This window comes from Desulfovibrio biadhensis (genome assembly GCF_055388615.1).
On sequence record NZ_AP042477.1, the window covers coordinates 467741 to 482606 of the forward strand.

The following is a 14866-nucleotide window of genomic DNA, read 5'->3' on the forward strand; positions in this document are numbered from 1 at the left end:
GACACGCATTTCATGACGTCAGATGACCCCGACCGCTGTCCGTGTAATTGCCGGATATGCATCCACCGGTTGCACCAGAGAGCCACTGCCAGCCATACAAGATATAACGTCCACGAAAGGGCATGCCATGTACAAAGAACACCACCAGCGTTTTCTCGAATTTCTTCGCACCCGGCAGCTTAAGTTCACGGCCCAACGCGGTGTCATACTGGACGCAGTGGTCAAGGCGGAAAAACACCTGACCGCGGAAGAATTGTTCGACCTGATCAAGAAATCAGACCCCGGTGTGGGGCTGGCCACGGTTTACAGGAACCTGAAGCTGCTCGAAGAGGCCGGCATCGTTTCCTCCGAAACCTATGAAGGCACCGCGACACGCTATGAAGTATGCGATGGCGCATGCAACCATGACCATCTGATCTGCCAAAGTTGCGGGGTGATGGTGGATATTTACGATAAGGATATCATGCCTTTGCACAAGCGTCTGGCAAAAGAAAATGATTTTGAACTGCTAGGACACCGCCTCTATCTGTACGGGTTGTGTCCGGCTTGCAAACGCAAAAAGAGCGAAGGAGATCTGGAATAGCCCTGTTGCATTTGCTCCGTGTCGCGAATGGCAACCGGCCCTCTCGTTTAGTAAGCGTCTTTTCCCGTCTTTCTACCCATCACCTGCATCCCTTTTATACGGCAGAGTCTTCACCCCGGGCACACATGCGCACGATTTCAATGGAAATTGCTACACCTATAAATTTTTATTGATAATGGTTCTCGATTTCATTAGGATGCGCGGAAACAGCCCGGGGGGCACCCTCTCCACTTCATGCAGGACCACCCCTTAAAAAGTGACGGTCCAAAAGAGGAGCGGACTGTTTTTTCAAAAATTGAGCACTGCTTGCCGGTAATCAATTCTGGAGCAGTGCTCCTTATCGTTACAAAGGGAACAACCGCGACCAGCGTGCAACGCGTGGCCCAAAGGTTCCATAAAGGAGACATTGATGTTTGAAGACAGTGCAGCTTGCAGCCCCGGCAACAAAGCATGTTACCCTCGCCTGGTCACCACGGTTCTGCATGAACTGGCCGAATCCCTTGGTGCTGCAGTAGATGCCAAGGACCCACACACATGGCAGCATTCAGCTGAAGTTGCCGTTGTCGCCCATGCCCTGGCCCTGGAAATGGGAGTGCCCTATCACAGAGCAAGCATCATCCACGTGGCGGCGCACCTCCATGATGTGGGAAAAATCGGCGTTCCTGATTCCATTCTGCGCAAAGCTGGCCCGCTTTCTGACACGGAATGGGAGATGCTGCGGATGCACCCCGCCATTGGCGCGGGCATCATCCGCCCTGTAAAGGCGTTGCGTGATTGCGGTATTCTGGAAATGGTGCTGCACCACCATGAACGCTATGACGGATGCGGCTATCCTGATGGTCTTTCCCGAGAGGACATCCCCCTGGGCGCCAGAATCATTGCCGTATCCGACAGTTTTTCAGCCATGCTGCAGAGCCGGCCGTACCGCGCGGCGCTGGACCTGACAACGGCGTTCAAGGAAATCCGAGACAATGCCGGCACCCAGTTCGACCCGGCTGTCGTCCGCGCTTTTTGCGCTATCCACGACAAGCTCTACGAGTTGTTGCAGGCCGTCCGCGGCCAGGATGCGCATGCCCCCGCCCGACATGAAGAAATTATTCAGGCCTAGCTACCTGCAAAAATAGACGCAAAAGGACAAATCATGTTTCAGACGGCTTCCGCTCGAACCGCGAGCAGCAATCGCCTTGCGTATGTCCTTGACTGGCTTTCCGCATCCAGCGTTGGCATAAAAATCAACGTGCTATTGCTGATTCTGGGGCTGCTCCCCCCTTTGGCAACCCTATTGTATCTGCAACACATTCCCATGGAGCGCTTTCAAAGCATCCTGGCCTTGTACATAGCTGGTTTTGTACTGGTTTTTTATCCCCTGGCCAAGGCGCTGCAGGAACTGCTTGTGCTGCGCCAAACCCGGCAGATCAACAATTACGTTGACGAGGTCAAATCAGGCCGCCGTGCGCCTCATTTTACATTGCCCGATGAAAAAGGCGATGAGCACGATTTTTTGCGTCTGCAGCGCAACATATTCTGGATGGTTCAGGGACTGAAGACCCGGGAAACCAGGCTCAACGACACACTGAAGCAACTCGAAACCGCCCAACGCAGAGTCATTGAATCCATTGAATACGCCAGCCTGATCCAGCGTTCTTTTCTGCCTTCTGCAGAAAAACTCAGGCAAATCCTGGGCGATCATTTCCTGGTCTGGCTCCCCAGGGATGGTGTTGGGGGCGATGCCTACTGGGTGAAGCGAACTGACTCACAAACGTTTCTGGCAGTGTTCGATTGCACCGGTCACGGTGTACCAGGCGCTTTTTTGACCCTTATCGTCAACTCTCTGTTTGAACAGAATTTTTCTGATGACTGCGCCGGAGACCCCGCAAAGTTGCTTTCTAAAATGAACAAAGGGTTGAAAAACGCCCTTTCCCAACATGGCGAGCGAAAGCTCTCGGATGATGGACTTGAGGGCGGTCTCTGCTGCATTGACCATGCTTCCAAATCTCTGACCTTTGCCGGCGCACGAAGCCAACTGCTGCTTGCTGGAGAAAAAGGTATCCAGGCTGTCAAGGGAGACTCCAGCGGTGTTGGCTTTATCAGGGTCCCCACTGACCAAAAATACGCTAACCACCACATATCATTACAAGGCATCCACACGGGCTACCTTTTTACGGATGGCATCACCGACCAGATAGGGGGGCACAAAAAATTGCCCTTTGGACGGCGCCGGCTAAAGGACTGGCTGGGCGCGCATGCCTCCTGCTCCATGGAAGAGCAGCGGCAGGCGCTTATTGAAACCTACGAAGAATACAAGGGGCGCAACGCGCAACGCGATGACGTCACCGTGTTGGGATTCAGCATCAAGGAGCTTTCTCGATGAAGCATCTGTATTCGTTTTATGAGGAATTGAAGCGCGAGGGCGTCATCTTCTGCTTCAGTGGCCCCACATCCCAAAGTGTTGTGGAGGGTATCGGTAAGGTTTTGAAACGCAAAATGGAACTCGAAGACGCAGGCATGACCACCATCCAGCGAGTATTCTCCATATTTGTCGAGCAAATGCAAAATATCGTCAATTATTCCATAGAGCGTACTCCGCCAGAAACTGAAAATGGCGATGAGCTACGGCATGGCATGATCATAGTTGGGCGCGATGAGCGCGGTTTTTATATCATCTGTGGCAACAAGGTGCATACTGAGCAGAGTGAGAAGATGCTTGCACGTATCGAGCATTTGCAAACTCTCAGCAAGCAGGAGCTCAAGGAGTATTACAAAAGCATGCGTCGCATGGACCCGGACAGCGATAGTAAAGGCGCTGGGCTCGGTTTTATAGAAATGTTTCGTCGCGCAAGTGAACCCTTGGAATGCCACGCCACGCCCATAGATGCAGAAACGGTTTTCTTTTCCGTAAAAGCAATAGGATAGTCATAATGGAACCTCTCGTCATTGATCAGACGGATTCAACCCTGGGTGTGCACTTCGCCCCCCCCTCGGGCACGTTGGTAATGCGCGGCGAATCGTACCCTGAAAATGCGTTGAAGTTTTTTGCGCCGATCTTCGAATGGCTGCAACTCTATTTCAGCAGCCTTGAGGCCGGATCGAGCGTCACTGTGGACCTTGATATTATCTACTTCAATTCATCCAGCTCCAAAGTACTGATGGACCTTTTTGATACCTTTGACGCAGCTGCCGCAGACGGCATCACTGTCGCCATTTTCTGGCGCTACCACGAAGAAAACGAAATAGCTCAGGAATGCGGCGAAGAATTTGGCGAAGACCTCGACCACGCTTCTTTTTCCATGATCGCATACACCGACAGCGAACATCAGGATTCCTGATGTACAAATACAAGGGATCCCGCTAGATGCAACCATATTCCTGCAAGGATGTATTGTGAAAGAAACAGCTTCACTCTTTCGCGAGGAAGAGCGCATCATCACGCATGGCGAAGCGGTGCTGGCACAGGAAAACACCACTGTGGACAGGGCCGATTACGCCCAATTATTGAAGCAGTACAAGCGACTGCACAGGCAGAGCGTGCTCCTGGTGAAAATGGGGGACCGCATGCAGGGGCAGCTTAACCGGCTTAACGAACAGCTTGCCCAAAGTGAGGAAAAATACCGCAGTATCTTTGAAACAAGCATCCAGGGCATTTATCGGTCCACCCCAGAAGGACGTTTTTTGGACCTCAACCCGGCAATGGCCAGAATCTTTGGTTATGCATCCGCCGCCACAATGCTGGAAGAAGTCCAGGACATAGGGCAGCACCTCTATATCTCCCCCTGCCAGCGGCAGGCCCTGCTGTCGGAACTGCAGCACAGCAGGATGGTGGCGGATTACCAGCTCCAGTTGCGCAGGCGCGACGGGGAAACAATCTGGGTGGAAATCAGTGCACGCGGCATTTTTGACGCACAAGGCCATCTGCTGGAGATGGAGGGCCTGGTCGCTGATGTCAGCGAAAAACGGCGCATGCTTGAAGAGCTGGAAATTCTGGCCCGTTGTGATGGACTTACTGGTCTGTGCAACCGGCGCCATTTCTTTGAGATAGGGCAACGGGAAATAGACCGATCAATCCGTGAGAACACCCCCCTCTCCCTTGTCTATTTCGATGCCGACCATTTCAAAAACATCAATGACACCCATGGACACGAAGCCGGCGATAAGGTGCTGCAACAAATCGCCCTGCACGGCTCGCGCTTTCTGCGCAAAATCGATCTCTACTGTCGTATGGGGGGCGAAGAATTCGCCATTCTCCTTCCAGGAACGCCTCTGGAAGGAGCTCTCCACGTAGCGGAAAAGTTTCGTGCTGCATTTGAAGAACACAGCATTCCTGTCGCCAATGCCACAATCCGCTTCACAGCCAGTTTTGGAGTTGCCCAGCGCCCCCCTTGTTGTACAGGGATAGAGCAATTCGTTTCCATTGCAGACAAGGCTCTTTACGAAGCAAAACATTCCGGCCGCAACTGCGTGCTGCCTTGTGTCACTGATTCAAAAGCTACCCATCTAATATTTTCTGTAGAAGCAGATACATAGAGATGAAAGATCGCTTCTGGCTTTCGGATGCAATATTTATAGAATAGCCTTTTCGTTGACTTGCAGGCCAAGTCGCCATACCAGACCCCATGCGCTTATCAACTCTTCTCACATGCGGCTTGGTCCTTTTGTATTGTTTTTTCCCTACGGTTTGCATGGGGCACCCCCATGGTTTTGTCGAGGCGGAAGTCGCCCTGGTGTTTGACGAACAGGGCTTTTCCGGCGTTTCGGAGCGCTGGACCATAGATGAATGGACAACCTTGACCATTTTCGAAGTCATAAACGAAAATGGCGATGGCGCTCTGGATGCAGAGGAAATCAAGGCGATAGAGCGCGAAAGCTTTGATAGTATTGGCGACTACAGCTATTTTACAAGCATTCTTATTGACGGCGCACCGTTCGAGATAAAATGGGCCACTGACTTCAAAGTCACATTGGAAGGCGCGAAGCTCATTTATTCGTTTTTCGTCCCCTGCCATGTAAAGGCCATCAAGACCCCCAAAAATATCAAGGTGGCCGTTTTTGACCCTACCTTCTACATCTATGTGGCATACGCCTCGGAAGCCGGCAGCGGCATAGACCCCACCAAGGACCCTCTTTTCAGAAACCCGGCAGCCGCAGCCAACCCCGGCGACTTCCAACGCTTTGCAGCAGCCACAGGCCTTGAATCCTATTCCGGCGACATCAAAGTTACCGGTCCCACCAACAAATTTACTATCAAAGCGTCTTTGGTAGAGGAGCCGGCACTCGCCTACCTGCAAGGACAAATCATCCCGCAAGCATTTAACATCACATTCAGCCTCCCATGAAACGCCTTCAAGCAGGAATATTGATTCTCTCTCTTTTACTTGCCTGCTGCTGCCTGCTCCCTGCGTCTGTACTTGCGTCTCGCAACCCTTTTCTTCCTACAGACAGGCAGCACGATCAAGGCACGACAACAGACATCTCTCCCGCAGCGCCGGGGATGATGCCAAACGCCCTGCTGCAGACCATCGTCGGCTGGCAAATACGGTTGCGCACCTCTATGACAGCCTTGGCCAAGGACATCCAAACCACCCCGATGGGGCGCTCCTTCTGGTTGTTCATGCTGGCGGCAATGGCATACGGAGCCGCACATGCCTTGGGGCCTGGCCATGGCAAGGCCTTTGCCGTTGCCTTCTTTCTGGAACGCCCCAGTTCTCCTGCACTTGGCCTGCTCTTCGGCAACCTGAGCATGCTCTGCCATGTCCTCGCAGCGGCAATCCTTGTTTTTGCAGGAAAATACCTTGTGGAGAAAACCGCTTCCGGCCTTGTCAACGACACAGGCTTCTTATTGGAAGGAATAAGTTATGCGCTCCTCGGGGTCATTGGACTGGTGATGGTAGCGAAAAGAATCTTCTCGCGCTTCTCCTCCAACGAAAAAAACAGCCGCACAACGTCAGGCAGTGGTCGCAAAGACCTGCTGTTCACTGCCCTTGCTGCGGGAATGGTGCCCTGCCCCGGTGCATCTTTGGTCTTGCTGTTCTGTATTTCGTTAGGAATCCCGGCAACCGGCCTGGCCGCCCTTGGCAGCATTTCTCTAGGGATGGGCACCACCATATCGGCTGTATCGCTCCTCACCATCTACTCACGCTCGCTGATTTCACGCGCCCCCAAAAGCCAGAGCAAGGCCGCGCATGTCTTGCAATCGGTTCTTCCTTATGTCGGCGGAAGCTGCATGGCCGGCCTGGGCATCCTGCTCTTTACCGGGTGGTGGTTCTCACGCTGAAGCCCGTGCTTTTTTTCTAAAAACGCCTCCCTCCGATTCCTAAAATCACCATCTGGTCAAACACTAAAAAAGAATACGTCGTTATTTCAGTGTGATAAAATAATATTTTCACAAATCCCAGGAGAGTGCCTTGACAATTATCGCTGAGGATGAAACAAGAACCTGGAACTGAGAACGGTTCTCAAACTCATTTTCATGGACAGCCGCGGCAAGGGCGCCGCATTCGAGGAGGATGGTATGCGCTGGAGAAATCGCAAAGGGCACAACAGCTCAAATCTACCCAAAGCAGCTTCCCTTTCCGGTGACAATTGTGGCCAACTGACTAGGCTGCGCCCTGGCAGCAAGGCCGAAGTCTGCAGTGTGACCACAGGATGCAAAGCCAGATACAGACTGGCCTCCCTCGGCCTTATCCCCGGTTCCGTTTTGCAAGTGGTTGCAAACGCCGGTATAGGCCCCCTGCTTCTGTCTGTAGGTGAAAGCCGACTGATGGTAGAGCGCGGCGTTGCCGAAAAAGTTCAGGTTCAGGTTATATAAATTTATTGAGGCGCTTGTACTATTACGGGCGCCTTTTTATCAGCCTTCTACTGATAATGAAAATCAATACTAAAATCTAAAGCGCTCAACCCTGACTGGATCGATCATGCCCACACAACTTCTCGTCGCCCTTGCGGGACAGCCTAACGCCGGTAAATCCACCATTTTCAACATGCTCACCGGCGCCCGCCAACACGTTGCCAACTATCCGGGCGTCACTGTCGAAAAAAAGGTCGGCTTCTATTCCCAAAACGGCGCCACCATTGAACTCGTTGACCTCCCAGGCACCTACAGCCTCACTTCCTACTCCCTGGAAGAGCGTGTTGCGCGAGATTTTCTGCTCCGCGACAACCCTGCAGTGGTTATCAACGTGGCAGATGCTTCCAACATCAAACGCCATCTTTTTCTCACTTTTCAGCTCATCGAAATGGGCGTTCCCGTTGTTGTTTCGCTGAACATGATGGACGTCGCAGAAGCAAGAAAACAGGTTATCGACCCTGAATTACTTGCAAAAAAACTCGGTGTGCCCGTCATACCCACCATAGGGCGCAAAGGCACGGGAAAAAACCTGCTGCGTGAAGCCATTGCCCAATACATGGAAGAAACCCAGCAAAACGCCACCCTGCGCATCGACTACGGTGAACTGGAAACGTATCTTGGTGAGTTGGAAACAAAACTTATTGAATTTGACCGCGGCAATGCCCCGGCGCGCTGGTTGGCCGTCAAGCTCCTTGAGGGCGATGAAGGCATAAAAGAACTGCTGCAAGCCACCGGAGAAGATGTTTCCAAACTGCTGCACACGGCAGAAGTGCTCCGCGCCAAATTTCAGGATGCCACCGGACAGTCCACAGATGCCTATATCGAACAACGCCGCTATGCAGCCGCAGCCGCCATCGCAACGGAATGCGTGAAAGCGCCCAACGAGGGGCAGGCGACGAAATCAGACAAGGCGGACAGCATCATCTGCCACCGGGTCTGGGGGTACGCAATCCTCTTCGCAGTGATGTACCTGATGTACTACCTGTCCATCGAATGGGGGTACTCTCTCACCAACTACACATGGCCCGTCCTTGCTGGCTTTCGCGAACTTGTTGCCGGCATATTGCCGGCTGAAGGATTCATCAGCGACCCCATGCTCCGCTCCCTGGTTTTGTGGGTTGTGGACAGCGTGAACGCCCTTCTGAACTACATCCCCATATTCCTCATACTTTTTGCCTACATCGCGTTCATGGAAGATCTGGGCTACATGCCGCGCATGGCGTTCTTGCTGGACGCCTTCTTCCGCCGCTACGGCCTGCATGGCCAGTCCACACTCCCCCTCGTATTGGGTGGCGTCTATGTGGGCGGATGCGCGGTTCCCGGCGTTATGGCGTGCAGGGCGGTTCCGGACGAACGCGCCAGGCTGACCACCATCCTTGTGGTGCCCATGATGAACTGCCTGGCAAAAGTTCCGCTGTATGTACTGCTCATCGGCGTCTATTTCGCTGCCTACAAAGGGCAGGCAATGTTCTTCATCGCCACTATCACCGTGCTCATGGCGCTGACCACGGCCAAAATTCTCAATGTCACGGTGCTCAAAGAAAAGGAATCCGCCCCTTTCATTATGGAGATGCCCCCCTACCACATGCCAACTGTGGGGAACATCATCCGCCGCGCTCTGGAGCGCGTATGGCTGTACATGAAAAAGATCATCACCGTGGTCGCTGCCGTGGCGGTCGTGCTTTTCGTGCTCATGCAGTTTCCGGGCGTCCCTGCTGAAAAGATGACCGCCATGGAAGAAAGCGCGCAACAGGCGCAGGCTAAATTCGCTCAGACTGCAGCCAAGGCCGGCGTTGGGGAGGCTTTTGACAGCCCTGAAGAAATCGACGCGTTCTTCTCTTTTGCCAACCGCTACAAAAACGCTCGCATGGGCGTTTCCGACAAGACAAAAGCGCAGCAACTCGAAGAGGATTTCATTGCTGAAAACCCTATCTATTTCAGTGTAATCAAACCCGACAGAAAGGTTGCAAGTCAGAAGCAACTTAACCGCGCCTACAAAAAGCTCCGCAGGGTCCGCCTCACACTGCGCAAGGAAGCCAAGGACGCCGTCATCAACGCCAGCTTCCTCGGCAGCATTGGCCATTGGATGGAGCCGGTAACGCAGTATGCGGGGTTTACCTGGAAGGTCAATGTGGCCCTGCTCTCTGCCCTTGCCGCCAAAGAAAACACCGTCGCCACCCTTGGCGCCTTGTATCAGCCCGATGACGCGGACGCGCAAATGGCCGAGGCTGAAGAAGCGGACGATGCAGCCGATTCTGATGCAGAAGAAAAGAATGTGGATACCCCCGTCACCAGCAACGAAGGCGCGGGGGGGGCACTCGGGTCGCGCATGGCCCAGCAGGAGGAAGGCTTCACTCCCTTGCATGCGCTGGCCTTGATGCTGTTCATGGCCCTGTACCCACCGTGCATGGCCACAACAATGGTTGTTAAAGTTCAATCCGGCTCGTGGAAGCTGATGTTCTTCTCCCTTGCCTACATGATGTGCCTGGGGGCAAGTGTCGCCATTCTTATCTACTCAGGCGGCTCTGCAATGGGACTCAGCGGAACGCAAGCCATGGCCCTGTTTTATGGACTGGCAGTGGTGGCCACCGTTGCCACTGGTTTAATAAAACCCAAATCAACAGACACATAGGAGGTCTTATTCATGCGTTTCATCCTTGCGACAGCACTTTTGGCAGGCCTGCTGGCTCTGAGCAGCCTTGCATTCGCGCACACCCCGCTCTTTTCCTGCTACGACAACGGCGATGGCACCGTCACTTGTGAAGGCGGCTTCTCCGATGGTTCCTCCGCTGCAGGCGTTAAAGTGCACATCCTGGACAGTTCCGACAATGTTGCCCAGGAAACCAGCCTGGACGAATTCAGCGAAGTCACCTTCGACAAACCCGAAGGCAGCTACGCTGTGCAATTCGATGCTGGTGAAGGGCATAAAATCAAGGTTCCAGGCAGTGATATCGTAGAGTAATTTTTTTTGACACCTTAATGAGAATGAATCTCGTAATCAGAATCGCGGAAACCCCCATGTCCGCAAACAAAGACAGGAGTTCCAAATGATCAGACTTATCCTCGCCGCTGCGCTTGTCCTGACCATGAGTGTACCCGCTTTTGCCCACTTCCAGATGATCTATACGCCGGAAGCGGCAAAGGAAAAAGGGGGTAATGTTGATTTGAAGCTGGTCTTCACCCACCCCTTTGAAGCAGGCCATACCATGGATATGGGCGCCCCTGTGGATTTCTTCATGCTCCACAAAGGCAAAAAAACCGATCTCAAGGACGCCCTGAAGGAGATCACCTGGTCCAGCCTGACCAACTCCGGCGCTGCCTATGAAGCCCAGGTAAAGGCCCGCAGCATGGGGGACTATGTTTTCTGCCTGGTTCCCGAACCATACCTTGAAACTGAAGAAGATATCTATATTCAACAGCTGACCAAGGTGGTCATCAACAATGCCGGACTGCCCACTGACTGGGACGCCCCCACCGGCATGGCCACCGAGATTTTGCCTTTGGACAAGCCCTATGCGCTTTGGACCGGCAACGTCTTCCGCGGCATTGTCATGGCTGACGGCAAGCCCGTGCCCTTTGCAGAAATCGAAGTGGAATACATGAACCACCCCCCTGTTCCTGGGAAAAACGAATTCCAGAAAGAAGCGCTGGCCGAAGCGCCCCAGGATTCCTTTGTGACCATGGGCATCAAGGCCGATGCAAATGGCGAATTTGCTTACGGTATTCCTAAAGGCGGCTGGTGGGGCTTTGCGGCCCTGGGTTCTGGCGCTGCAAAGGAATACAAGGGCAAAGAACTGTCCCAGGACGCCGTAATCTGGGTCAAAGCTGTTGATATGAAATAGCTGTCCGGGGAAACGATGTGGGCAGTCGCATTGGGTGGCTGCCCGCATCAACCGGACCAATCGAAACATAAAGAAGCAAGCGCCATGAGAGACAACGTGATCGAAGTAAGACATCTGGCCCATAAATACGGCGCCAGAATGATCTACAAGGATCTCAATTTTTCTGTTCCGGCCGGCAAGACCTTTGGTCTGCTCGGCAAGAACGGCGTGGGCAAGACCACGTTGATCAAAATTCTCATGGGCTTTCTGCGCCCCTTTTCCGGTCGCTGCACTGTCTTCGGCGAGGAGTCACACACTATTTCTCCGGCCACCAGGGCCCGCATCGGCCTGCTCTTTGAAGGGCACCTGGCCTATGAGTTCATGAGTATCGAGCAAATCGAAAAATTTTACGCCCCCATGTATTCCAGGTGGGACAGGGACGCCTATTTCGACCTTGTGGACAAACTGGCGCTCCCCCGTAGCCACAAAATCAAGAACATGTCCTGCGGGCAGCGTTCTCAGGTCGTGCTTGGCCTCATCATGGCGCAGCAGCCGGACCTGCTCATACTCGACGACTACTCCATGGGACTTGACGCCGGGTACCGCCGGCTTTTTCTGGACTATCTCAACGAGTACCTGAAAGACAGCAACAGAACCGTTTTCCTCACCTCCCATGTCATTCAAGACATGGGGCGCTTTGTCGACGAAGTCATATTTCTCGAGCGCGGCGGCCGTCTGCTCCGCATTTCCCTGGAAGATTTTGTACAGAGCTTCCGTTGCTACCGTCTGGAGCGTAACGGTTCAAGCGCTGTTCCCAAACCGGATGCCATCGTCAAAAACGTGGAAAGCCACTCCGGACATTGGGACATCTTCAGCTTTCACGACGCAGAAGCCGTATCAGACGTCATTTACAAGCAGGGACTCGATCCTTCCGGATTGACGCAAAAAAGCATGACGCTCGAAGACGCCTTCATCGGCTACACCGGGAGATACTGAGATGCTCGCTTCCATATTTTATAAGGAGTATCTCAAAATCAGGCGCGCCTGGTTGATTATCGCCAGTTGCAACCTGCTTTTACTGGCAAAAATCTTCATTGATACCCGCCAGCTATTTCTCCAGGATCACGCCGAAATCGTCTGGTACCGCGTCATGCATCTGGGGCAGATGAATTATGAAATGTTCCAGTACGCCCCTTTGCTGACCGGATTGTCGCTTTCCTGCTTCCAGTTTCTGCCGGAAATGACCGGGGAACGGCTGCGACTCTCCCTGCATCTGCCATTTTCTCCACACAGGCTGATCCTGGCCCATGTTATCACGGGTCTGGCTGCAGTTGCCCTTATTATCGGCATTGACCTGGTTGCCTTGACTGCAATTGAAAGCACCTATTTTCCGGTGGAGTCGGTCCACACCGCTCTGTTCACCGTTCTGCCCTGGTGCGCCGCGGGTTTGTCCGCGTATCTCGGGGGCACTCTTGGCCTGCTGGAACCAAACATAAAACGCAGACTCTTCAATCTGGCCATAGCCGCAGGCGTGACCGGACTTTTTCTGCACCACGCTGCGCCTGCCGCCTATGCCAAGGCGCTTCCCCTGCTGTTGGCTTTCATGCTGTTGCTTGCACCCGCTGTATTGCTGCCCGGCTACCATTTCAGGCTGCGGAGGGTTTCCTGATGCGAAAACTCGCCAATATCGCCCTTGTCTTGCTGACGCTTTTGGTCTGCGCAACCTATTTGCCTGACCTTTATGATGCTGTTTTTCATGATGATGTTGAAAAGACACATCTGTTCTACAGCCCTGTGCTCAAGCGCTTCATCTACACAGAGAAGATCACCGGGGAACTGCCACCGGAAGCACTGGCCCTTGCAGAGGATCACCATGCCGCCATCGCATACCGCGACCAGGACGGCGCCTGGTATTCACGTAAAGAATTCGAAAAGCTGCTCCCCTTCATCTATTACAAAAACATGGATGTCTGGGGGTTGCTCCCCCTGCACATAAATGGCCAGGTGCTGGATAAAGATACCATCCGCAAAAACCGGCAGGTATTGGAGCTCAAAGCCAGTACGGTTAAGAAACAGCAGACAGAAGTGCCTCTCTGGCCGCTCATTGAATCCGACCCTGGGCAGAAGTTGTTGGTATTTCCTGAAGACCGCTTCCGTATGACAAAAGACGCCATGGAGTTCGTCAATGCTGACTATAACCGCGTGGACAAAGAGCTGACCGCACGCTTCACCCAGGCGTTGCAGGACAAGGGCTTTGTTTTCCCCGCCCGTTCCGTCCACGGAAAATTCACAGTGCTCAAGTCCTTTGACGAAGGAGTGTTCATTGTTGATGCGGCGTCCCATGTGTTCCACGTCAAACGCCACAGAGGCGCCCCTGTTGTTGTGAAAACACCTATTCCAGCGGAACTGCACACTCGTTACATGAAGATTTCCGAAAACAAGCGCAAAGAATACTACGGCCTACTGCTTTCAGGGAATAATGGCATCTATCTTATTTCATACGATAATTATAATTTGATTCAAATTCCAGTGGAGCACTACGATCCCGACACCATGGACTTCAAGCTGCTCATAAACCCGCTCTACCGTACAGCCGTGTATTCTGACGACACAACGATCCGCGCCCTGGCCATGGACACAGCCTACACACCCTTGTCCCGGTACGAGCATCACATGTCACGGGCTGAGATATCCGCGGCGGATGTATTGCACAATGCCTTGTTCCCTTTTGCAATGCACCTTGTTCAGAAGGATGGCGGGTACCTTGACACGACGTTTGAATCCGGAGGCAAACTCGCCCTTTTCGGCATGGCGGGCAGCCTGATCCTCCTTTTGCTGTATCGCGGTTTTGTGGACAGACGGGCCCCTAAAACTGTGGAGCTGTTGCTTGTGGCGCTCACTGGAATTTATGGCCTCATCTCCTTGAATGTGATCGAATTTGATTCGTAAAACATTGGTAATTGATAATGAAGTTCAATCTCATGTATACCAGCCAAAGCGTTTCAAGCGCCTACGGCAGGACAAATAAACAAAAACGCCTTGTTGCGTTCAACCATTGTTTTCCAGTCCCCCTCACACAGACCGCCAGCGGTGCGCCTGCGCTTCCTGCCCTATCCTGCCAATCCTCCCGAAAGCGGCAGGCGCACCGCGGCGGCCCTTTTCTTCCCTGGTCACGCGTCCCGGCAATACGCGCTGCAACACAGCAAAGAAAAGAACAAACCTGTCAGGGCTGGAACCATACACGGCTGCAAAAAGCCGAAAGGGAGGCACCCCATGTGCACTGCTAAAGAACTCACCATACTGAACCGCCTCGGCATGCACCTTTCCACCAGTGGAGACCATGAGGGCGCGTTGATGATTCTCGGCATGGCGCTGCGCCTTTCCATCAGCAAGCGTTTCCGCATGTTGGAAGCAAAAATCCGCAACAACATGGCCCTTGTCATGCTCATGGCGAACAAACAAAAGCTGGCCACACGCCAGTTCTCTAAAGCCATGTCCCTGGTTGCCGCCAGAGTGGGCACGGATAACCGCTTTTACAGGGTGCTGCAAAGCAACCAGGCCCGCGCGCTGCAACAGGAAATCAACCAGATGGTCCTGGCCGCCTGAGCCAAAGGAGTCCCT

General features: G+C 53.3%; 16 protein-coding genes. All 16 read left to right on the forward strand.

Annotation, left to right across the window (positions count from 1 at the left end):
- The first annotated feature begins 127 nt into the window (after positions 1-127).
- Positions 128-583, forward strand: a complete 456-nt coding sequence (locus tag ACZ5EH_RS02025) for a Fur family transcriptional regulator (RefSeq protein WP_464276475.1) — start codon at positions 128-130, stop codon at positions 581-583.
- 409 nt (positions 584-992) lie between these two features.
- Complete coding sequence (locus ACZ5EH_RS02030) at positions 993-1691, forward strand: HD-GYP domain-containing protein (protein ID WP_464276476.1); 699 nt, start codon at positions 993-995, stop codon at positions 1689-1691.
- A 33-nt stretch (positions 1692-1724) separates the two neighbouring features.
- Positions 1725-2954, forward strand: a complete 1230-nt coding sequence (locus tag ACZ5EH_RS02035; protein WP_464276477.1) for a SpoIIE family protein phosphatase — start codon at positions 1725-1727, stop codon at positions 2952-2954.
- Positions 2951-3496: a SiaB family protein kinase gene (locus ACZ5EH_RS02040; protein ID WP_464276478.1), complete on the forward strand. Its 546-nt coding sequence runs from the start codon at positions 2951-2953 to the stop codon at positions 3494-3496. Before ACZ5EH_RS02035 ends, ACZ5EH_RS02040 begins: the two co-directional genes overlap by 4 nt.
- 5 nt (positions 3497-3501) lie before the next feature.
- The gene (locus tag ACZ5EH_RS02045) at positions 3502-3909 is read left to right on the forward strand and encodes a DUF1987 domain-containing protein (protein ID WP_464276479.1); all 408 of its coding nucleotides are present in this window, start codon (positions 3502-3504) and stop codon (positions 3907-3909) included.
- A gap of 55 nt (positions 3910-3964) precedes the next feature.
- Positions 3965-5104 (forward strand): sensor domain-containing diguanylate cyclase, encoded by a 1140-nt coding sequence (locus tag ACZ5EH_RS02050; RefSeq protein WP_464276480.1) that lies wholly within the window; start codon positions 3965-3967, stop codon positions 5102-5104.
- An 89-nt stretch (positions 5105-5193) separates the two neighbouring features.
- Positions 5194-5913 (forward strand): DUF1007 family protein, encoded by a 720-nt coding sequence (locus ACZ5EH_RS02055; protein ID WP_464276481.1) that lies wholly within the window; start codon positions 5194-5196, stop codon positions 5911-5913.
- On the forward strand, positions 5910-6851 hold the full coding sequence (locus ACZ5EH_RS02060; RefSeq protein WP_464276482.1) for a nickel/cobalt transporter: 942 nt from the start codon (positions 5910-5912) through the stop codon (positions 6849-6851). Before ACZ5EH_RS02055 ends, ACZ5EH_RS02060 begins: the two co-directional genes overlap by 4 nt.
- 237 nt (positions 6852-7088) lie before the next feature.
- Positions 7089-7385 carry a FeoA family protein gene (locus tag ACZ5EH_RS02065; RefSeq protein ID WP_464276483.1) on the forward strand — a complete coding sequence of 99 codons (297 nt, stop codon included), beginning with the start codon at positions 7089-7091 and terminating at the stop codon, positions 7383-7385.
- A gap of 106 nt (positions 7386-7491) precedes the next feature.
- Positions 7492-10056 (forward strand): ferrous iron transport protein B, encoded by a 2565-nt coding sequence (gene feoB, locus ACZ5EH_RS02070; RefSeq protein WP_464276484.1) that lies wholly within the window; start codon positions 7492-7494, stop codon positions 10054-10056.
- Between the two features lie 12 nt (positions 10057-10068).
- Positions 10069-10386 carry a hypothetical protein gene (locus ACZ5EH_RS02075; protein WP_464276485.1) on the forward strand — a complete coding sequence of 106 codons (318 nt, stop codon included), beginning with the start codon at positions 10069-10071 and terminating at the stop codon, positions 10384-10386.
- A gap of 85 nt (positions 10387-10471) precedes the next feature.
- Positions 10472-11266, forward strand: a complete 795-nt coding sequence (locus ACZ5EH_RS02080) for a DUF4198 domain-containing protein (RefSeq protein ID WP_464276486.1) — start codon at positions 10472-10474, stop codon at positions 11264-11266.
- A gap of 96 nt (positions 11267-11362) precedes the next feature.
- A complete protein-coding gene (locus ACZ5EH_RS02085; protein ID WP_464276487.1) occupies positions 11363-12241 on the forward strand; it encodes an ABC transporter ATP-binding protein in 879 nt (292 codons plus the stop codon).
- A gap of 1 nt (position 12242) precedes the next feature.
- Positions 12243-12914, forward strand: coding sequence for a hypothetical protein (locus ACZ5EH_RS02090; RefSeq protein WP_464276488.1), 672 nt, complete (start codon positions 12243-12245; stop codon positions 12912-12914).
- Complete coding sequence (locus ACZ5EH_RS02095) at positions 12914-14194, forward strand: DUF4857 domain-containing protein (protein WP_464276489.1); 1281 nt, start codon at positions 12914-12916, stop codon at positions 14192-14194. Before ACZ5EH_RS02090 ends, ACZ5EH_RS02095 begins: the two co-directional genes overlap by 1 nt.
- Before the next feature lie 324 nt (positions 14195-14518).
- A complete protein-coding gene (locus ACZ5EH_RS02100; RefSeq protein WP_464276490.1) occupies positions 14519-14851 on the forward strand; it encodes a hypothetical protein in 333 nt (110 codons plus the stop codon).
- The last annotated feature ends 15 nt before the right edge of the window (positions 14852-14866 follow it).